We start from the raw sequence: 19,982 nt of genomic DNA, 5'->3' as shown, positions 1-19,982 counted from the left end.
TAGCGATTGTGTCAGACAGGTCGGTGGGCAACACTTCCGCCCTTATCAAACTGGAGTTCCTCCGTGAGACCTGTCGACACCCTGCACCTGTTGGTGCTGGCCGCTATCTGGGGCGCGAGCTTTTTGTTCATGCGAATTATCGCGCCGGAAATCGGCACCCTTCCTACCGCGTTTTTCCGGGTGTCGATTGCCGCCACCGGCCTGCTGGTGATCCTCGCCATGATGCGGGTGAGTTGGGATTTCCAGGGCAAGTTCAAGACGGTCCTGTTGCTCGGGGTGATCAACTCGGGCATTCCCGCGACCATGTATTCAGTGGCGGCCCAAGTGCTGCCGGCCGGTTACTCGGCGATCTTCAATGCCACGACGCCACTGATGGGCGTGCTGATTGGCGGGTTGTTCTTCAGTGAGCGCCTCACGCCGTCGAAAATCGCCGGGGTATGCCTGGGCCTGTTCGGCGTTGGCATCCTGACCCGCGCCGGGCCGGTGGCCTTCGACATGGAATTGTTGATGGGTGCGCTGGCATGCCTGTTGGCGACCACCTGCTATGGCTTTGCCGGCTTTTTGGCACGCCGCTGGCTCGATCAACAGGGCGGGCTGGACAGTCGCCTGGCGGCTCTGGGCAGCATGCTCGGGGCCACGCTGTTCCTGCTGCCGCTGTTTGCCTGGAGTGCCATCAGCCATCCACCGGTCAGCTGGGGTGGCTGGCCTGTATGGTTGTCGCTGCTGGGGTTGGGGCTGGTATGCACAGCGTTTGCCTACATCCTGTACTTCCGCTTGCTGACGTCCATCGGCCCGGTGAAGTCGATGACCGTGACCTTCATGATTCCGCCATTCGGGGTGTTGTGGGGCGCGTTGCTGCTGGATGAGCCGTTGTCCATGGCGCATCTGTATGGCGGGTTGTTGATTGCGGGGGCGTTGTGGCTGGTGCTTCGGCCGGGGAAATTGGCCCGCAAGCTGTAGGAGCTTTTTGGCTCCTACAGCATTGGGTTTATCAGCCCTTACGGAACACAAAAGCCAATCCGACGATGATCAAGCCCATCCCCAGCAAGCTCAACATTGCCAGCTTGTTGCCGAAGATCAGGTAATCCATCACCGCCGTCACCGCGGGCACCAGATAGAACAAGCTGGTGACATTCACCAGGTTGCCCTGGGCAATCAGCCGGTACAGCAACAGCGTCGCCAGCAACGACACCACCAGCCCCATCCACAGCACCGGCACGAAAAAGCCGGTGTTGTGTTCAAAGTGGAACGGCTGGAACGGCACAAACACTGAGCACAACAGCAAGCCAGCCAGGTATTGCACAGGCAGCGTGCCCAACGGGTTATCGGTGATGCGCTTCTGCATGATCGAACCAAAGGTCATGCTGGCCAGGGCCAACAGGCCAAAAAGCATGCCTGCCAGGGACATGCCGGACATCCCGATGCCCTGGTACACCACCATGATCAACCCCGCCAATCCCAGCGCGAGGCCGAACATCCGGCTCCAGGAGCGCCGGCGCTCCATCAACACCACGGTCAGGATCGGCTGCACGCCCATGATGGTTGCCATCATGCCGGGCGTGACTTTGAGGTCCAGGGCCAGCAGATAGAAAATCTGGTAGGCCCCCAACAGCACCAGCCCGGTAGCCGCCGCGTAAAGCATCGGCTTGCCGGGACGCGGCAACTTCAGCTTGAGGATCGGTACCAGTATCACCAACCCCGCCAGGGCGATGGCGAAACGGATCAGCAGAAACGCAAAGGGTGAAGCGTGGGCCAGGCCCCATTTGGAGAAAATCGCCCCGCTGCTCCACAGCAAGACAAACAGGCTCGTCGAGGCCGCCGCGGCCACGGATTGTTTCGAAAGAACAGACATGGATACCACCTGTGATCAGGCAAAAAGCCAACTCAGCAACAGCTGAAATTCAGTAGGTTTTTTCAGGCGGGCACAGGGGAACAGCCATCAGCTGATCAGCCCGAAATGCCAACACCCGGCGGTGATACGACTGCGTACACCGGCGTGCTACTGACAGGTGGCGGGTAGTGACTGATCTGCGCAGGCTGCTGGCTCCCGCACGGCACGACCGCAGCGTTGACCGCTGAATCGACTACCGCTATGCGCAGGGAAGCTGGCATGTGCTGATCTTTTATGAAGGGATGAACAAGGTGTCTGGAAACACCTGCGGCCGACTATAACCAGCAGGGGACATGCTTTGCAATAACTTCGCCCGCACAAATCCAGCGCATAAAAAAACCGCTCATCGGAGCGGTTTTTTCCAGCCTGCAAACGCCTTAACCAAACAACCAATACCCCAGCGCCGTCAGCACCACCACCGCCAGCACTGGCCGCAGGATGCGATAAGCCTTCGGATGCTTGCGCTTCCACTGCTTGACCACGCCACTGAAGCTGTCGCTGAAGCGCTTGCTCCAGGCATACGCCTGGTTGATCCCGCCAACGCGTTCGTCATCCAGGTTCTGCGGTGCGGTGGCGCGCCCCAGTTGCGCGCTGACCCAACGGTTGATGCGGGTCATCAGGCGGTTGCTCAGCGGGCGTTCGATGTCGCAGAACAGGATCACCCGGGTGTGCTCGGTTTCGTTCTTTACCCAGTGCACGTAGGTCTCGTCGAACATTACATCTTCACCGTCGCGCCAGGCGTACACCTGGCCGTCGACGAAAATACGGCAGTCGTCGGAGTTCGGCGTGGACAGCCCCAGGTGATAACGCAGCGAACCGGCAAACGGGTCGCGATGCGGGTTGAGGTGGCTGCCACCTGGCAACAGGGCGAACATCGCGCCCTTGACGTTGGGAATACTGCTGACCAGGGCCACGGTTTTCGGGCACAGCAGTTCAGCCGACGGCAACGGTTTGTCGTACCACTTGAGGTAGAAACGCTTCCAGCCCTTCTTGAAGAACGAGCCGAAACCGGCGTCGTTGTTCTTCTCCGCGGCGCGGATGTAGCCCTCGTCGAACAGGTGCATGGCCTCTTCGCGAATCACTTCCCAGTTGTCCTTGAGCACGTCCAGCTCCGGGAACTTGCTGCGGTCCAGGTACGGCTTGGACGGCACGGCGGAGAAGATGTACATCAAGGCGTTGTACGGGGCGAACAGCGCTGAATGGTTGACGAACTGACGCAACATCGGCAAACGGGCCTTGCCACGCAAATGCACATACAGCGTGCTGCCGATAAACAGCAGCAACACCGACAGTTTGGCGGCCAAAGAAAAGGTCATGCAGCAACTCCTGGAAATAGGCGTCTGGCCATTAGCCTCCCGTTAAGGGGAAACCAGACGTAGCAGCCGGCCATGATAAACACTCCGGGCCTCGGGAAAAACCCGCGCACTCCAACAATCAGCATCTAGCGGTGCGCGATAACGGGCCAATTATGCATAAGGGCCACGCCATCGCGCTGATTTGAATCAAGCCTGGTTTTCCTGATCGGTGAACAAATCGGCGAACAGCATGCTCGACAGGTAGCGTTCACCGGAGTCCGGCAGCACCACGACGATGGTCTTGCCCTGCATTTCCGGCTTTTCCGCCAGTCGCACCGCCACGGCCATCGCCGCGCCGCAGGAGATACCACACAGAATCCCCTCCTCCTGCATCAGGCGCAACGCCATGGCCTTGGATTCTTCGTCGCTGACCAGTTCGACCCGGTCGACCATCGACAGGTCGAGGTTCTTCGGCACAAAACCGGCGCCGATACCCTGGATCTTGTGGGGGCTGGGCTTGATCTCTTCACCGGCCAGCGCCTGGGTAATCACCGGCGAACTGATCGGCTCGACCGCCACCGACAGGATCGGCTTGCCCTGGATGTTCTTGATATAGCGCGACACCCCGGTGATGGTGCCGCCAGTGCCCACGCCCGCTACCAGCACGTCCACCGCGCCATCAGTGTCATTCCAGATTTCCGGACCGGTGGTTTTCTCGTGGATCGCCGGGTTGGCCGGGTTTTCGAACTGGGCCGGCATAAAGTACTTGGCCGGGTCGCTGGCAAGGATTTCGCCGGCTTTTTCAATCGCGCCCTTCATGCCCTTGGCCGGCTCGGTCAACACCAGTTCGGCGCCGAGGGCCTTGAGCACCTTGCGGCGCTCGATGCTCATGGAGGCGGGCATGGTCAGCAACAGCTTGTAACCACGGGCGGCGGCAACAAATGCCAGGCCGATCCCGGTGTTGCCGGAAGTCGGCTCGACAATGGTCATGCCCGGCTTGAGTTTGCCGCTGCCTTCGGCATCCCAGATCATGTTTGCGCCAATCCGGCACTTCACCGAATACCCCGGGTTACGCCCTTCGATCTTGGCCAGGATAGTCACGCCACGCGGCGCGATACGGTTGATCTGAACCAGGGGCGTGTTACCGATGGAGTGCGCGTTGTCTGCAAAAATGCGGCTCATGACGGGTCCTTAAGGCAATTTCAGGAAGGCCCCAAGGGTATGCCTCGTGCTGCAAGGCGTCCAGTCAAGCGAACGTCCGGCGGCGCCAGCAGTCAATCGCCTACACGGATGGAGAATTTTCCTATGAAACGTCGCTACAGTTGGCCGCTCTGGACCCTCGTCGGGGTCGTGGTACTGCTGGTCGTCCTGGATATCGCCCTGCCCTATCTGGTGCGCAATTACCTGAATGACAAACTCGCCGACATGGGCGATTACCGCGGCCAGGTCACCGATGTCGACCTCGCACTGTGGCGCGGCGCCTATCGGATCAACGGCTTGCAGATCGTCAAGGTCGACGGCAAGGTGCCGGTACCGTTCGTCAAGGCGCCGGTGATCGACCTGTCGGTCAGCTGGCATTCGCTGTGGTACGACCACGCAGTGGTGGCCGAGGCACAGTTCATCAAGCCGGAGCTGAACTTCGTCGACGGCGGCACCAACAAACAGGCGTCCCAGACCGGTCAGGGCACCGACTGGCGGGCCCAACTGAGCAAACTGTTGCCGATCACCCTCAATGAGGTGCGCATCAACGACGGCAAGATCGCGTTCCATAACTTCAGTTCGAAACCGCCGGTCAATATGTACGCGACCCAGGTCAACGCCAGCTTCTACAACCTGACCAACGTGGTGGATGTCAAAGGCCAGCGCGACGCGCGCTTCGACGGCAAGGCGCTGTTCCTGGGCCAGGCACCGCTGGAAGCCACCGCCACGTTCGACCCCTTGAGCAATTTCGAAAACTTCGAATTCCGCTTCCGGGCCCGGGATATCGAACTCAAGCGCATGAATGACTTCGCCTCGGCCTACGGCAAGTTCGACTTCAATGCCGGCAACGGCGACCTGGTGGTTGAAGCCCAGGCCGAAAAAGGCCAGTTGACCGGCTACATCAAGCCTTTGCTGCGCAATGTCGAAGTGTTCAACTGGCAGCAGGATGTCGAGAACAAGGACAAGGGCATCTTTCGGTCGATCTGGGAGGCGGTGGTTGGCGCCAGCGAAACCGTGCTGAAGAACCAGCAGAAAAACCAGTTCGCCACCCGCGTGGAGCTCAGCGGCAACGTGCACCAGCAAGATATCAGCGCGTTCCAGGCGTTTTTGCAGATTTTGCGCAATGGTTTTGTCCAGGCCTTCAACGCCCGCTATGAACAACCCAAGCCCTCGACAGATTGATCTTCAACGTGACTGCCCATTCAGAGACTGAATAGCCCGTCTGCGTTCACAGTCGCCGGGGCTGCGCGGTATAGTCGGGCCAAGCTGATTACTCGCCCGCTTCGGTCCTGCACCGTTCGGCGTCACGTTCGAGGATTGATAGATGAAGTTCGAAGGCACCCAGGCCTACGTTGCCACCGATGACCTGAAACTGGCCGTCAACGCCGCCATCACATTGGAGCGGCCACTGCTGGTCAAGGGCGAACCGGGCACCGGCAAGACCATGCTCGCCGAGCAACTGGCCGAATCCTTTGGCGCCAAGCTGATCACCTGGCACATCAAGTCCACCACCAAGGCGCACCAGGGCCTGTACGAGTACGACGCGGTGAGCCGCCTGCGGGACTCGCAGCTGGGCGTGGACAAGGTGCACGACGTACGCAACTACCTGAAAAAGGGCAAGCTCTGGGAAGCCTTCGAGTCCGAGGAGCGGGTCATCCTGCTGATCGACGAAATCGACAAGGCCGACATCGAGTTCCCCAACGACCTGCTGCAAGAACTCGACAAGATGGAGTTCTACGTCTACGAAATCGACGAGACCATCGAGGCCAAGAAGCGCCCGATCATCATCATTACCTCCAACAACGAAAAAGAGCTGCCGGACGCGTTCCTGCGCCGCTGCTTCTTCCACTACATCGCCTTCCCGGACCGCACCACCCTGCAAAAGATCGTCGACGTACACTACCCGGACATCAAGAAAGACCTGGTCAGCGAAGCCCTCGACGTATTCTTTGACGTGCGCAAAGTACCGGGCCTGAAGAAAAAACCGTCCACCTCCGAACTGGTGGACTGGCTGAAACTGCTGATGGCCGACAACATCGGCGAAGCGGTACTGCGCGAGCGCGACCCCACCAAGGCCATCCCGCCCCTGGCCGGTGCCCTGGTGAAGAACGAGCAGGACGTGCAGTTGCTGGAACGCCTGGCGTTCATGAGCCGTCGCGGTAACCGATAAGGGCGATTGCCATGCTGCTCAACCTGTTCAATGAAATGCGTGCAGCCAAGGTGCCGGTGTCGGTGCGTGAGCTGCTGGACCTGATCAACGCGCTGAAACAGCGCGTGACCTTCGCCGACATGGACGAGTTCTACTACCTGGCCCGGGCGATCCTGGTGAAGGACGAACGGCATTTCGACAAGTTCGACCGGGCCTTCGGCGCCTACTTCAACGGCCTGGAAAAACTCGACGATCACCTGCAGGCGCTGATCCCCGAAGACTGGCTGCGCAAGGAATTCGAACGCTCGCTGACCGACGAAGAGCGCGCACAGATCCAGTCCCTCGGCGGGCTGGACAAGCTGATCGAAGAATTCAAGAAACGTCTGGAAGAACAGAAAGAACGCCACGCCGGCGGCAACAAGTGGATCGGCACCGGCGGTACCAGCCCGTTCGGCTCCGGCGGCTTCAACCCCGAAGGCATACGCGTGGGGGATGCCGGCAAGCGCCAGGGCAAGGCGGTCAAGGTCTGGGACCAGCGCGAGTACAAGAACCTCGATGATTCGGTGGAACTGGGCACCCGCAACATCAAGATCGCCCTGCGCCGCCTGCGCAAGTTCGCACGCCAGGGTGCGGCGGAAGAGCTCGACATTGACGGCACCATCGACCATACGGCCCGCGATGCCGGGCTGCTGAATATCCAGATGCGCCCGGAGCGGCGTAACACCATCAAGCTGTTGCTGCTGTTCGACATCGGCGGCTCGATGGATGCCCATGTGAAGACTTGCGAAGAGTTGTTCTCGGCGTGCAAGACCGAGTTCAAGCACCTGGAGTATTTCTACTTCCACAATTTCATTTATGAATCGGTGTGGAAGAACAACATGCGCCGGGGCTCGGAACGCACCTCGACCCAGGATTTGCTGCACAAGTACGGTGCCGACTACAAAGTGATCTTTATCGGCGATGCGGCCATGGCGCCGTATGAAATCACCCAGGCCGGCGGCAGCGTCGAGCACTGGAATGAAGAGCCCGGGTATGTGTGGATGCAGCGGTTCATGGAGAAGTACAAGAAGCTGATCTGGATTAATCCGTACCCGAAAGATACCTGGGGCTATACGGCGTCCACCGGGATTGTGCGGGATTTGATCGAGGACCAGATGTTTCCGTTGACGTTGCGCGGGCTTGAGGAAGGGATGCGCTTTTTGTCGAAGTAAGTTGTTTCCCAGACAACCACGATCAAATGTGGGAGCGGGCTTGCTCGCGAAAGCGCAGTGTCAGTCACCGAATATATTGGCTGATATACCGCCTTCGCGAGCAAGCCCGCTCCCACATTTTGTCCTGCGGCGGTCTTTAGTTTCTGGCAAGGTACTGCAAATACTCCACTTGCTGGCGATGCGCCGTTTCCTGCACCACCGGCGCCAACCTCACCTTCTCCCCCGGCAAGCACTGCGCCAGCCGCGCCAACGCCAATGGCGTCAACGCGCCCAATCGTGGGTAGCCGCCAATGGTCTGCCGGTCATTGAGCAACACAATCGGCTGCCCGTCCGGCGGCACCTGGATCGCCCCCAGCGGGATGCCTTCCGAGATCAGCGACGGCCCCTGATACTCCAGCGGCGTGCCAAGCAAGCGCATGCCCATGCGGTCGGCACGGCTGTCGAGGGTCCACTCGCTGTTGAACACATCAAACAGACTCTGCCCGCCAAACTGACCGATCTGCGCCCCGAGGATCACCTCAAGTGGCGCCTTGGAATCCAGCTTCGGCAATTGCCCGGCGGACAACACCTGCATCGCACCGCCCACGCCCGAATAGGTCAATTGCGCACCTTCGGCCAGTGACCGGCCAAAGCCATCCAGCCCGCCCAGTTCTTCACGTCCCACCGTGGCGCAGCTGCCCAGCACCTGCGGCGCATCAAACCCGCCCGGCGCTGCCAGGTAAGCCCGCGCACCGCTGAAAGGCTGGGTAAAACGCAAGCGCTGGCCCTTTTGCAGAATAAAGCTGCGCCCCGGGCTGATCGCGCGCTCGTCGACATACGCGCCCAAGTCCGCTCCGGCCAGCGCCAGCAGGCAATAGTCCTCGGCCTGCACGGTGAAGCCACCCAAGGTGATTTCCACCACCGGCGCATCCAGGGCATTGCCCAGCAACCAATTGGCCCACGACATCGACACCCAATCCAGCGCGCCGCCCTGGGTCACGCCCAAATGCCTGACGCCAAAACGTCCGGCGTCCTGCAACAGGCACAGCGGCGTGCTGGCCTCGATCAGCAAGCGGCTCATGCCTGCGCCTCCAACGGCGTGTCATCGCCGCCCAGGTTGATGAATTCGCGATGGCTGATCGCTTCGTAGCGCACGGTATCCCCCGGCTGCATCAGGCTGTAGCCCTCGCGTTCACGGTCAAACAGCTTGGCCGGCGTGCGGCCAATCAGGTTCCAGCCGCCTGGCGAGACCACCGGATAAGCCGCCGTCTGCCGCTCGGCGATGCCCACGCTGCCCGCCGTCACCCGCTTGCGCGGGGTGTTGAGCCGCGGTGTCGCGAGCTGTTCATCCACCAGCCCCATAAAGGCAAACCCCGGGGCGAAGCCCAAGGCGAATACCTGGTACTCATGCTGGCTGTGACGGCGAATCACCTCCTCCACTGCCAGGCCACTGCGCTGCGCCAGCAACGCCAACTCCGGGCCGACACTCAGGTCATACCAGACCGGCAACACATGGCATTGCCCGCTGCCCTTGGGTTCGGGCTGCAATTCCTTGAGCGCCTGGTCGATCAACGCCCGTGCCTGGCCAGGGTCGAGCGCCAGCAGGTCGTAGTGCACCATCAGGGTCGTGTAGGACGGCACCAGGTCCACCAGCGCCGGGCCAAAACCTTCGCGCAAACGGCGGGTGGCGGCGAGCATCCAGGGCATGTTGTCTTCGGCGATCACCTCAAACAGGCGCACCATCAGGCAGTCGATGGCCACCACTTCAATCCGTGGCTTCATGCTGGGGTCAACGCCTCGCGGATGCGCTGCACGGCAGCCACTGAGCTGGCGTTATCGCCATGCACGCACAAGGTATTGGCTTGCAGGTGCAACGGACTGCCATCACTGGCGACCAACTGTTCTCCCCGGGCGATGATCAAGGCCTGCTGGATGATCTTTTCCGGGTCATGATGCACCGCGCCCGGCAACTGGCGGGAGACCAGATGGCCGGCGCTGTCGTAGGCACGGTCGGCAAAGGCTTCGAACCACAGGGTCACGCCATATTCGTCACCCAGGGCCTGCGCGGCGCTGTTGTCGCGGGTGGCCATCAGCATCAATGGCAGGCTGGCGTCGTAGGCCGCCACGGCCTGGATCACCGCACGCAATTGCGCAGGCTTGGCCATCATGTCGTTGTACATCGCGCCATGGGGTTTGACGTAGCTGACCCGCCCGCCCTGGGCCCGGCAAATACCGTCGAGGGCGCCGACCTGGTAGTGCAACAGGTCCTGGATTTCCTGCGGGGTGTAGGCCATGGAGCGGCGGCCGAAACCCTGCAGGTCCTGGTACGCCGGGTGCGCGCCCACCTGCACGCCATGCTCGAAGGCCAGGCTGACGGTCTTGCGCATGATGCTCGGGTCGCCGGCGTGGAAACCGCAGGCTACGTTGGCGCAATCAATGAACGGCATGACTTCGGCGTCCAGACCCAAGGTCCAGTTGCCAAAGCTTTCGCCGATGTCGCAGTTCAATAGCAGGCGGCTCACGGTAGGGCTCCTGTAGGCTTTATTTTTTTGTAGTGTGGGATCTTTTACCAAGATCTCGCAACGATGTTGTCCCGAGCCCCAACGACGCTTATCGTGAGACAGCTCGATTTTTGGCGGTTGCGGCACGCTGCGTCCAACTAATAAAAAACAATCCATGCATAAGAAAAGTTGATCCCATGAATTTGAAGTTCCTCGAAACCTTCGTCTGGGTGGCCAAGCTCAAGAGCTTTCGCCTCACGGCAGAGAAGCTGTTCACCACCCAGGCCTCGATCTCCAGCCGTATCGCCGTGCTGGAAAGCGAGTTGGGGGTGAAGCTGTTCCTGCGCGATTCCCGAGGTGTGAGCCTGACGCCGGAAGGCTTGAAGGTGCTCGATTATGCCGAGCAGATGATGGCGACCATGCAAGGGCTCAAGCAGTCCCTGGAAACCACCAGCAGCAAGGTCGGGCGTATCCGCATCGGAGTGATGGACACGGTGATCCACACTTGGCTGAGCGCGCTGGTGGCAGAACTGACGGACAACTTTCCGCGGGTAGAAATCGAGTTGGTCGCCGATACCGCGCTGAACCTCAGCGATCAGTTGCAAAAAGGCTTTCTCGACCTGATCCTGCAAACCGACCTGCTGCGCCAGGAAACCTTGCGCAGCCTGGAACTGGCCAGCCACCCCATGGGCTGGATCGTCGCCAGCCACTCGATCTACAACCGCGACTACGCGTCCCTCGCCGAACTGGCCCAGGAGCGCATCATCACCTACTCGAAAAACTCCTGTCCGCACCAGGACGTGCTCAGCCTGATGCAGGCTAACGGCGTATCCGCCCCACGGATGAACTGTGTGAACTCGGTGTCAGCGATCACCCGCCTGCTGCGGGACGGGTTCGGGATTGGTGCATTCCCGCCCGTATTGGTCAGTGAAGAGCTGGCACGAGGTGAATTGACCATGCTGCCCATGGAACAACGGCCGCCGAACCTGCAGGTGGTGGTGTCGTGGCGAGTGGGCGTGGAGTTGGTGGAGGAGATTGTGGCGCTGTGCCAGAGCGTGGTGCAGCAGTACGCGCAGAAGGTGGGCGAGGACTTGATGGTGTTGAGCAAACCCATGCCACTGAAGGAACCGATTTAAAACTGTGGGAGCGGGCTTGCGCGCGAATGCGGTGTGCCAGCCACCCCATATGTCACTGACGCACCGCATTCGCGAGCAAGCCCGCTCCCACAATTTGACCGCGTCAGCCTTTAAAGCCCCTTGAGGTCCCGCTCTTCAATCGGTCGGCTCTGGCGCAGGCGCTTGCCGCCCAACACCACCCAGTCGATCAGGCGGAACAGGCACTCGATGCCGAACGACAACAACATCGCCCCGCCCAGGCCCCAGCCCATGGCTTCCGGGGTCAGCAACAGCATGTAGCTGTAGCCGTTCCAGGTTTCCTGGCGAATCGCCGGGTCGGCGGCCACCGCCACTTGCAGCGCGCGGATGTACCACGGGCCCTGCATCGCCTGGAACTGCTTATCCAGCGCTACCTGGCGGTCGAGCAAGGTGCCCAGGCTGTTGGCATCGCTGCGAAACACCGGGTCGTCACTGGCACGGTAATGGGCCACCAGCGCCTGCAAGTCACCGTTGAAGAACTGTTGCGCCGTGGCATCGAAGCCGCGCAAGCCGGTCTGGGCTTCGATCAAGTGGGCTTCGACGCGCTTGGCGTAGTCGCTGATAAACCCCGGCACCTGCACACCGACCAACAGACCCACGGCAAACAACACCAGTCGCAAATAGCTGAGCAACATATTCGACGTCCTTATTCCGTTTTACCTTGGCTGACACATTCGCCGCGTCGCCACAGGCTCCACTGGCCCGGTTCGTAGCGGGTCCAGGTCTCGTTTTCGGTCAGGGGTTCGGTGGCAATTACCGTCACCACGTCATTGGGGGTGGTTTCGGCCTGAAAATCGACGATCACGTCGACATCTTTCAACCGTGCAGGGCCAAATGGCGCACGCCGGGTGATCTGTGCCAGCTTGGTCGAGCAATAGCAGAACAGCCAGTCACCGTCGCTGAGCAGGCAGTTGAACACGCCCTTGCTGCGGTATTCGCTGCAGGCGGCGATCAGGTCCGGCAGCACCTGTTCGATGTCCACCGGTTCCGGGAACGCTTCACGGACTCGGTTGAGCAAATCGCAGAACGCCGCTTCGCTGTCGGTATCGCCCACCGGGCGGTAGAACGTGGCGCGGGGGTTGAAGTCCGCCAGTTGACCGTTATGGGCAAAGCACCAGTTGCGGCCCCACAGTTCACGGACGAACGGATGGGTATTGGACAGGCACACCTTGCCCACATTGGCCTGGCGGATATGGCCAATCACCACTTCACTCTTGATGGGATAACGCTGCACCAGCAGCGCGACTTCCGATTCGCTGCTGGCCGCCGGGTCCTGGAACAACCGCAGGCCACGGCCCTCGTAGAAGGCGATGCCCCAACCGTCGCGGTGGGGCCCGGTACGTCCGCCGCGCTGCATCAGCCCGGTGAAGCTGAAGACGATATCGGTCGGTACGTTGGCACTCATGCCCAATAATTCACACATGCCAGGCTTCTCGATACAGGGCGTACAACGTTAAAGGCGCGGTTCGACCCGCATACCGCTGACAGGTGCCGGGCGACCGTAACGCTCATCGGCGAAGGGTTCGTCGTCATCCTCCGGCTCGGCGGCAGCGGCTGCCGCAGCGGCGGCCTTCTGCTCACGACGAACCCTGGCGGCACGCTCGATGGGCCAGCGGATCAGCACGAACACCAGGTACACGCCGAACGCGATCATGCAATACATGAACAGATCGGAAATCGCCCGCCAGGCGTTGTTGCCGACCTTGAGCACCAGGTCCAGGGCGGTGATGGCCACGGCCGGGGCGAACTGGGTCTTCACCGGGTCGACGATGGTCGGGCTGAACAGCAGCACCGCCACCAGCAGCCGCAGTGGCTCGCGCAGCCAGCGCCACATCCAGCGGGTCATGGCAAACCACACCAACAGGCAACCCAGGGCTGCGAAGGCGTAGAGGCCCCAAGCGATCAGATAGTCGTTCTCGGTCATGGTGTCCATGGCAAGGTAGGCAAACAGGCCGCTATGATAACGGCTTTTCAGTGCCGAGGCTGCAATGCCGTCGGCCAACCGCCAGACAGAGAGTGATCCATGCCCCCATCGACCCACATCACTGCCGCCCCGATCGCCCGCAAGGCCCCAGGCACCGACCCGTATGCCTGGCTGCAAGCGCGTGACAGCGCCGAGGTGCTCGATTACCTCAAGGCGGAAAATGCCTGGCAAGAAGCACAACTGTCCGACCAGCAGGCGCTGCGCGAGACCCTGTTCGAGGAGATCAAGGGCCGCATTCTCGAAACCGACCTGTCCCTGCCCTCGCCCTGGGGCCCGTACCTGTATTACACCCGCACCACCGCCGGCGACGAATACGCCCGCCACTACCGCTGCCCGCGCCCGGCGGACGACAGCCAACAGGTCGACGAAAGCGCGGAAGAGCTGCTGCTGGACCCGAACGTACTGGCCAATGGCGGCTTTTTCTCCCTCGGCGCCTTCAGCATCAGCCCGGACCACCAGCGCCTGGCCTACAGCCTGGATACCAGCGGCGAAGAGATCTACACCCTCTACGTGAAGGAATTGGCCACCGGCAAGGTCAGCGAACTGGAGTTTGAAGACTGCGATGGCAGCATGACCTGGGCCAACGACAGCCTGACCCTGTTCTTCACCGAACTGGACGACACCCATCGCCCGCACAAGCTGTATCGCTATCGCCTGGACGGCACTGCCGCCGAAGAAGTGTTCCACGAGCCTGACGGACGTTTCTTCCTGCACTGCTACCGCTCCAGCTCCGAGCGTCAGTTGCTGCTGGCCCTGGGCAGCAAGACCACCAGCGAGATCTGGGCCCTGGACGCCGAAAAGCCGCAGCAGGCGTTTACCTGCATGGCGCCACGGGTCGAAGGCCATGAATATGACGTCGACCACGGCAAGCTGGACGACCAGTGGACCTGGTTTATCCGCAGCAACCGTGACGGCATCAACTTTGCGCTGTTCCAGGCGGCCGACACCGGCAGTGTGCCGACCCAGGACGACTGGCTGAACCTGATCCTCCACGACGACGCGGTAATGCTCGATGGCGTAAGCCTCAATGCCCGGGCCATGACCCTGAGCCTGCGGATCGGCGGCCTGCCGATCATCGAAGTGCACCCACAGGGGCAAGCCGCTTATCGCGTGGAGTTACCGGACGCGGCCTACAGCCTCTATGTGCAAAACAGCCTGGAATTTGCCAGCGACAAGATCCGCCTGCGCTATGAGGCCCTGAACCGCCCGGCCCAGGTTCGTCAGCTGGAACTGGCCGGCGGCGCACAACAAGTGCTCAAGGAAACCCCGGTGCTGGGTGTGTTCAACGCCGACGACTACGTCAGCCAACGCCTGTGGGCAACGTCGGCCGATGGCACTCAGGTGCCGATCAGTCTTGTCGTCCGACGCGATCAGTTGGGTAAGCCGACGCCCCTGTATCTGTACGGCTACGGCGCCTACGGCCACAGCCTCGACCCGTGGTTCTCCCACGCCCGCCTGAGCCTGCTGGACCGTGGCGTGGCCTTCGCCATTGCCCATGTACGCGGCGGCGGCGAACTGGGTGAGGCCTGGTATCGCGGCGGCAAGCAGGAGCACAAGCAAAACACCTTCAGCGACTTTATCGCGTGCGCCGAACACTTGATCGCCCAGGGCCTGACCACCTCCAAGCAACTGGCCATCAGCGGCGGCAGCGCCGGTGGCCTGTTGATCGGCGCGGTGCTCAATCAACGCCCGGAGCTGTTCCAGGCGGCGATTGCCGAAGTGCCGTTCGTCGATGTGCTCAACACCATGCTCGACCCCGAGTTGCCGCTGACCATCACCGAGTACGACGAATGGGGCAACCCGCAGGAGCCCGAGGTGTATGAGCGGATCAAGGCGTACGCACCGTACGAAAACGTCAGCGCCCAGGCCTATCCGGCCACGCTGGTGATCGCCGGCTACAACGACAGCCGCGTGCAGTATTGGGAAGCGGCGAAGTGGGTGGCCAAGCTGCGCGACACCAGGACCGACGACAACCTGTTGCTGCTCAAGACCGAGCTGGGCGCCGGCCACGGCGGCATGAGTGGTCGTTACCAGGGATTACGTGACGTAGCACTCGAATATGCATTTGTTTTCAAGGCGCTGGGGCTGATTTAAGGAACTCCGCCTGGCGGGCCGGTCTGAACACTTGACCGCCGGGCGCGCCCTGCACGATTTATGGACAAAGACTGTAAGCCTCATGCCAGAACCGACCTTACTCAATAACGAAATCCGCGACATGCTGATGGATTGCGGCCTGTTCGACCCGTTGCTGCCGGAAGACTTCCACGTAGCGGCGGGCTATTTCAACATCAGCAGCATCGCCCGCGATGAGGTGATTTTCCTCGAGGGCGACGCGGGCACCTTCATGTGCATCATTCACTCAGGCCAGGTGGCGGTGCAGAAGACCAACCATGCAGGCCAGCGCCTGACTATCGCCACCTTGCGCAGCGGACGGACCTTTGGCGAGATGGCTGTGCTGGACGGCGAGCGCCGCTCCGCCAGCTGTGTGGCGGCCAGCGATTGCGTGCTATTGAACCTGGGCAAGGATTCCCTGGAAAAGATGCTCAACGATGCACCGAAAATCGCGGCCAAGATCATTCGTGCGATTGCTATCGCCCTGTCCAGGCGCCTGCGCATGGCGGACGGGCAATTGCTGTCCCAGCAGTTTTAGCCGCCCGGGGTCTTGGGCTTGATGTCGTTTTGCTGCAAGCCGGGGATCGTCTGGTCCTTCGGCGGCGCGGGCAGCACGATCGGCGCCAACAATGGCTCACCGCTGCCGGCCGCCTTTGGCGTTGCCGGTGGCGTGACTTGCGGATAAGGCGTGGGCGTTGCAGTACCCGGTGAACCCGCCGTAGGCGCGGGGGTAATCGGCACGGTTTGCGACTCCTGAGCCTGGGCCACACCGCCAAGGGCGAGCGCGCTCCACACAATGACCGTTAGAATGCTGCACTTCATCGATGGCTCCATGGCCTGACCGTAAAGTCGTAAGGCTACTCCCAACCGCGCAAGAATGCCCTTCCCAATGAGATTTCCATGAAACGTTTCGTTCTGCTGGACACCACTCCGATCCCCGACAACGGCGGTGCCTTGTGCCTGTTCGAATACGGTGAGGATTTTGTCATCAAGATTCAGGGCGGTGACGGTGGCCAGTTGATGAACACGCGCATGCACGGTTCCGAGGATGCGCTGGCGGAGATTCCGTGCCGCAAAGTCGCCGGTCGGCCCGGCTCCAGGGTGTTGATTGGCGGCCTGGGCATGGGTTTTACCCTGGCGGCAGCGCTCAAGCATTTGGGCAAGACTGCCGAAGTGGTGGTTGCCGAGCTGGTGCCCGGCGTGGTCGAGTGGAATCGCGGGCCACTGGGGGAAAAGTCCGGCCGCCCGCTGCTGGACCCGCGCACCGTGATCCGTCTGGAAGACGTGGCCAAGGTGCTGCAGGCCGAGCCCCAGGGGTTTGACGCGATCATGCTGGACGTCGACAACGGCCCCGAAGGCCTGACGCAAAAAGCCAACAGCTGGCTGTATTCCGCCGGTGGCCTAAGCGCCTGCGCCAAGGCGCTACGGCCCAAGGGCGTGCTGGCGGTATGGTCGGCCAGCGCCGACAAGCAGTTCAGCGACAAACTGCGCAAGGCCGGCTTCAAGGCCGAGGAAGTGCAGGTGTTTGCCCATGGCAACAAGGGCACGCGGCATACCATCTGGATTGCTGAAAAGCTCAAGGGCTAAGCATTAACTGCGTGGGTTGAAGTCAGATCGACCGGCGCAGTCGATTCAAATGCCTCAAGCCTTCCAGCACCAACACCACCACCGCCAGCCAGATCGGCAGGTAGGTCATCCATTGGCCCGGTTTGAGGGCGTCTCCCAGCATCAGCGACACAGCCACCAGCAGCACCGGCTCTGCGTAACTGAGCAAACCGAACAGGCTGAACGGCAACAGCCGGCTGGCCAGGATGTAGGAATAACCCGCCGCCGCGCTGACCAACCCCATGAGTGGCACCAGCCAATAGAGCGCCGGGCGCTGCGCCAGGGTCTCGTTGATGGGCTCACTACCGAGGACGAACCACAGCGCGACCGGAATCATCAGCATCATGTCCAGCCACAGCCCGCCGAGGTTGTCGGTGCCACAACGCCTGCGCAGCACGAAATACAGCGGATAACCGACGCACACCACCAGGGTGGTCCAGGAGAACCCGCCCGTGCGATACAGCTCGTTGGCCACGCCCACCGCCGCCAGCGCAGCGGCAATTTTTTGCAGATGGGAAAGGCGTTCGCCGTAAACGATGCGCCCGGTGATGACCATGGTCAGCGGTAACAGGAAATAGCCCAGCGACACATCCAGGCCGTGGCCATTGAGGGGCGCCCACATGAAGATCCACAACTGCACACCCACCAGGGCACTGGTGAGCACGACACAGGGCAGCAACGCGGGTTTCTCCCGCAGACGCTTGTAGATCAACGGCACCCACTTCCAGTCTCCGGACAGGCACAGCAGCAACGTCATGAAGGGCAAGGAGATGAGCATTCGCCAGCCAAATATCTGCTGGCCATTCAAGGGTTCAAGAAGGGAGGTAAAGAAATACAGCACACCAAACAGGAAGGAAGCGGAAACCGCCAGAACAACGCCTTTAGACACAACAGCCTCTACAAAAAATTGCATGCATTCAATTGAAGCAGGCCGTTGCATTCACGCAGTGTGAATGTCAGTGAGATGAACATCAGAAGTTTATTAACGGGCACCATAAACTTACAACTTGCACAGGACACCTATCCCGAATCTTCAAGTTATAACAACAGGGTAACGCGTTGATTTTTTATTATTTGCACGACGATCATTAGACACTTCAACCACCCGACTTCGGTTATTGGAAGCAGTACGCTCTGGATGAGCGCTTCTGATTTGAAACGCCACAACGTCAACCACGGCGGTTGATATCGTGAAAGGAAAGCCCGGCTTGCGGGAAACTGACAGTCGCCAGGAAAGACCTGACGTATTGACTACCTGACGCCACCACAGAACACACTAACGGCAGTAGGCCAAGAGGCGCCACATTAAACAAACTGGCAAAGTTAGTCCAACACTTTATCACCCTGAAGCCAATTAAATGCCCCACGGCATTTAAATCGATATTTGCCGGATCTTTACTGTATATTAAGCCGTTATACGCCCGACAGAAACAGCACAAGGCCGCCCCTGCCGGTTCGTCACTTAGTTACTTCTACTGTCGATAACGTAGGGCACTTTCTTCTTGAACGTATCGTTCAGTTCTTTGCGGTCAAGTGACGTGAAGCCGCCCAACTGCCGGGCGCTGAAGCCGCTGTCCCCTACCGGTGCCTCGGGCGCCAGGCTGACCATGCGCTTGGCTACCGCCTCGATTGCCTTTTCATACCCGCCTTGCTTGTTCAGGTTGAACGCGCCGAGGTCAATCTGCGTGCGCAACCACCCTCCCCAGTAAAACTCCAGGAATTCCGGCACCACCTCACCAGAGGTCGGCTTGCCGTAGGACGCCTTGCGGGAGAAGTAAACCAGGCTGCGGAACATATCGTCGCCGAGGTCCTTGAAGCCCAGGTGTGCCGGAATTTGCTCAGGTGTGATGGTCTTGCCCTGGCCGTCCTTGAGCCAGACCTTGCGGCCCTGCTCCATGCGTTTCCAGAAAGTCGCCAGGTCGGGACTGTCGCTGAAGTTATCGGTGACCCGCACCCACATCTTCAGTTTGGCGCCGGCACCTGGCTGCTCCCACAAGGTACTGAACGAGTGGTGGCCGTCGGTGAGGTACAACTGGCCAGCGGGACCGACCACCACGGTTTTCATATCCGCCGGGTGAGCGCCTACCGGGTCTTTGCAGGTGAAGCTGCCCGGCTTATGCAGATCGGCATCTTCAGACACCTTGTCGACACCGCCCTGGCCGTTGGTTTCACAGTATTCGTCGAACACTTTTTTGGGCGACTCGGCAAATACCCCCAGCTTGTAATGGATCTGATCAAAACCGATGACGGCCTGGGTCGGGTGGAGCTGCTCCAGCGCCACATCGATCACCTCGCCTGGCTGGGGCGTGGAAAACGCCTGGACCTGAACACTGACGGCGCACAACAGCAGCGCCCACAACCATGAATGCATCCGCATGAGTACCGCTCCTTATGAATTCAGTTCGTCGATACTACAAACAATCCCCCTCACCGGCATGACCGCGCCTGAAAAAGCCGGAGGTTTATTAGCCAGCAAGCAGCTAGAATCAACGCTATCCGTGATCCACTAAAAGACAGGAGCCATGATGAGCTCGACCAACCCGCCCTCCCACACCGCGAAGCTGGACCGCATCCTCGCCGATGCCCAGCGCGACCGGGAAATGGGCTACCGCGACAAAGCCCTGAAGATGTACCCCCACGTGTGTGGCCGCTGCGCCCGTGAATTCGCCGGCAAGCGCCTGAGCGAACTGACCGTGCACCACCGCAACCACAACCATGACGACAACCCCCAGGACGGCTCCAACTGGGAGTTGCTGTGCCTGTATTGCCACGACAACGAACACTCGCGTTATACCGACCAGCAGTATTTCGGCGAAGGCTCCACCAGCAGCCCGACGATCGCCAAGGCGACGCACAACCCGTTTGCGGCGTTGGCCGGGTTGATGAAGAAAGACGACTGAG

The 19,982-nt window shown here is 60.6% G+C and carries 21 protein-coding genes; 9 read left to right on the top strand and 12 right to left on the bottom strand.

Annotated features, from left to right (window positions below; translation table 11 throughout):
- The first annotated feature begins 63 nt into the window (after positions 1–63).
- Positions 64–960: a DMT family transporter gene (locus JV201_RS07055; protein ID WP_003210695.1), complete on the top strand. Its 897-nt coding sequence runs from the start codon at positions 64–66 to the stop codon at positions 958–960.
- A 31-nt stretch (positions 961–991) separates the two neighbouring features.
- On the opposite strand, the gene JV201_RS07050 is transcribed toward JV201_RS07055, so the two are convergent.
- The 3 genes from JV201_RS07050 to cysK all read right to left on the bottom strand — a co-directional run bounded on the left by JV201_RS07050 (position 992) and on the right by cysK (position 4,368).
- Positions 992–1,852: a DMT family transporter gene (locus JV201_RS07050; RefSeq protein WP_219406681.1), complete on the bottom strand. Its 861-nt coding sequence runs from the start codon at positions 1,850–1,852 to the stop codon at positions 992–994.
- 416 nt (positions 1,853–2,268) lie between these two features.
- Complete coding sequence (locus JV201_RS07045) at positions 2,269–3,207, bottom strand: aspartyl/asparaginyl beta-hydroxylase domain-containing protein (RefSeq protein WP_003210693.1); 939 nt, start codon at positions 3,205–3,207, stop codon at positions 2,269–2,271.
- Between the two features lie 186 nt (positions 3,208–3,393).
- Positions 3,394–4,368, bottom strand: coding sequence for a cysteine synthase A (gene cysK / locus JV201_RS07040; protein ID WP_010176514.1), 975 nt, complete (start codon positions 4,366–4,368; stop codon positions 3,394–3,396).
- 123 nt (positions 4,369–4,491) lie between these two features.
- On the opposite strand from cysK, the gene JV201_RS07035 reads away from it, so the two are divergent.
- The 3 genes from JV201_RS07035 to JV201_RS07025 all read left to right on the top strand — a co-directional run bounded on the left by JV201_RS07035 (position 4,492) and on the right by JV201_RS07025 (position 7,746).
- The gene (locus JV201_RS07035; RefSeq protein WP_219406680.1) at positions 4,492–5,568 is read left to right on the top strand and encodes a DUF748 domain-containing protein; all 1,077 of its coding nucleotides are present in this window, start codon (positions 4,492–4,494) and stop codon (positions 5,566–5,568) included.
- Positions 5,569–5,710: 142 nt separating this feature from the next.
- Positions 5,711–6,556 carry a MoxR family ATPase gene (locus tag JV201_RS07030; RefSeq protein ID WP_219406679.1) on the top strand — a complete coding sequence of 282 codons (846 nt, stop codon included), beginning with the start codon at positions 5,711–5,713 and terminating at the stop codon, positions 6,554–6,556.
- 11 nt (positions 6,557–6,567) lie between these two features.
- On the top strand, positions 6,568–7,746 hold the full coding sequence (locus JV201_RS07025; protein ID WP_003210689.1) for a VWA domain-containing protein: 1,179 nt from the start codon (positions 6,568–6,570) through the stop codon (positions 7,744–7,746).
- A gap of 136 nt (positions 7,747–7,882) precedes the next feature.
- On the opposite strand, the gene JV201_RS07020 is transcribed toward JV201_RS07025, so the two are convergent.
- From JV201_RS07020 to JV201_RS07010, 3 genes are read right to left on the bottom strand one after another with little or no spacing between them, the layout of a single operon-like run.
- Positions 7,883–8,806, bottom strand: a complete 924-nt coding sequence (locus JV201_RS07020) for a biotin-dependent carboxyltransferase family protein (RefSeq protein WP_008437952.1) — start codon at positions 8,804–8,806, stop codon at positions 7,883–7,885.
- The gene (pxpB, locus tag JV201_RS07015) at positions 8,803–9,507 is read right to left on the bottom strand and encodes a 5-oxoprolinase subunit PxpB (RefSeq protein ID WP_219406678.1); all 705 of its coding nucleotides are present in this window, start codon (positions 9,505–9,507) and stop codon (positions 8,803–8,805) included. Before pxpB ends, JV201_RS07020 begins: the two co-directional genes overlap by 4 nt.
- Positions 9,504–10,247, bottom strand: a complete 744-nt coding sequence (locus tag JV201_RS07010; RefSeq protein ID WP_087692567.1) for a 5-oxoprolinase subunit PxpA — start codon at positions 10,245–10,247, stop codon at positions 9,504–9,506. The genes pxpB and JV201_RS07010 overlap by 4 nt, the downstream gene beginning before the upstream one ends.
- Before the next feature lie 176 nt (positions 10,248–10,423).
- On the opposite strand from JV201_RS07010, the gene JV201_RS07005 reads away from it, so the two are divergent.
- Positions 10,424–11,362 carry a LysR family transcriptional regulator gene (locus JV201_RS07005; protein ID WP_008437943.1) on the top strand — a complete coding sequence of 313 codons (939 nt, stop codon included), beginning with the start codon at positions 10,424–10,426 and terminating at the stop codon, positions 11,360–11,362.
- A gap of 110 nt (positions 11,363–11,472) precedes the next feature.
- On the opposite strand, the gene JV201_RS07000 is transcribed toward JV201_RS07005, so the two are convergent.
- From JV201_RS07000 to JV201_RS06990, 3 genes are read right to left on the bottom strand one after another with little or no spacing between them, the layout of a single operon-like run.
- Positions 11,473–12,015 (bottom strand): DUF2937 family protein, encoded by a 543-nt coding sequence (locus tag JV201_RS07000; RefSeq protein WP_003210684.1) that lies wholly within the window; start codon positions 12,013–12,015, stop codon positions 11,473–11,475.
- An 11-nt stretch (positions 12,016–12,026) separates the two neighbouring features.
- Complete coding sequence (locus JV201_RS06995; RefSeq protein WP_003210683.1) at positions 12,027–12,803, bottom strand: class II glutamine amidotransferase; 777 nt, start codon at positions 12,801–12,803, stop codon at positions 12,027–12,029.
- A gap of 30 nt (positions 12,804–12,833) precedes the next feature.
- Positions 12,834–13,382, bottom strand: a complete 549-nt coding sequence (locus tag JV201_RS06990; protein WP_003210682.1) for a hypothetical protein — start codon at positions 13,380–13,382, stop codon at positions 12,834–12,836.
- 21 nt (positions 13,383–13,403) lie between these two features.
- On the opposite strand from JV201_RS06990, the gene JV201_RS06985 reads away from it, so the two are divergent.
- Together JV201_RS06985 and JV201_RS06980 are read left to right on the top strand one after the other, a co-directional pair.
- Positions 13,404–15,458: a S9 family peptidase gene (locus tag JV201_RS06985; RefSeq protein ID WP_219406677.1), complete on the top strand. Its 2,055-nt coding sequence runs from the start codon at positions 13,404–13,406 to the stop codon at positions 15,456–15,458.
- An 82-nt stretch (positions 15,459–15,540) separates the two neighbouring features.
- Entirely contained in the window at positions 15,541–16,014 is a 474-nt protein-coding gene (locus JV201_RS06980) for a cyclic nucleotide-binding domain-containing protein (RefSeq protein WP_003210680.1), read from the top strand.
- Here the strand turns inward: JV201_RS06980 and JV201_RS06975 are convergent.
- Positions 16,011–16,298 (bottom strand): hypothetical protein, encoded by a 288-nt coding sequence (locus tag JV201_RS06975; protein WP_003210679.1) that lies wholly within the window; start codon positions 16,296–16,298, stop codon positions 16,011–16,013. The genes JV201_RS06980 and JV201_RS06975 overlap by 4 nt on opposite strands.
- A gap of 78 nt (positions 16,299–16,376) precedes the next feature.
- Here JV201_RS06975 and JV201_RS06970 point away from each other — a divergent pair, with 78 nt between their 5' ends.
- The gene (locus JV201_RS06970) at positions 16,377–17,063 is read left to right on the top strand and encodes a spermidine synthase (RefSeq protein ID WP_003210678.1); all 687 of its coding nucleotides are present in this window, start codon (positions 16,377–16,379) and stop codon (positions 17,061–17,063) included.
- 22 nt (positions 17,064–17,085) lie between these two features.
- On the opposite strand, the gene rarD is transcribed toward JV201_RS06970, so the two are convergent.
- Positions 17,086–17,970 carry an EamA family transporter RarD gene (gene rarD / locus JV201_RS06965; RefSeq protein WP_023659097.1) on the bottom strand — a complete coding sequence of 295 codons (885 nt, stop codon included), beginning with the start codon at positions 17,968–17,970 and terminating at the stop codon, positions 17,086–17,088.
- Positions 17,971–18,543: 573 nt separating this feature from the next.
- Positions 18,544–19,458 carry a ParB/Srx family N-terminal domain-containing protein gene (locus tag JV201_RS06960; RefSeq protein WP_219406676.1) on the bottom strand — a complete coding sequence of 305 codons (915 nt, stop codon included), beginning with the start codon at positions 19,456–19,458 and terminating at the stop codon, positions 18,544–18,546.
- Positions 19,459–19,606: 148 nt separating this feature from the next.
- Between JV201_RS06960 and JV201_RS06955 the strand changes: the two genes are divergently transcribed.
- Positions 19,607–19,981 carry a YajD family HNH nuclease gene (locus JV201_RS06955; RefSeq protein WP_003210675.1) on the top strand — a complete coding sequence of 125 codons (375 nt, stop codon included), beginning with the start codon at positions 19,607–19,609 and terminating at the stop codon, positions 19,979–19,981.
- Position 19,982 lies beyond the last annotated feature (1 nt).

It is taken from the genome of Pseudomonas sp. Colony2 (genome assembly GCF_019382755.1).
In the GTDB taxonomy this organism is placed as follows: Bacteria; Pseudomonadota; Gammaproteobacteria; order Pseudomonadales; family Pseudomonadaceae; genus Aquipseudomonas.
This window is presented reverse-complemented; position numbering and strand designations above follow the sequence as displayed.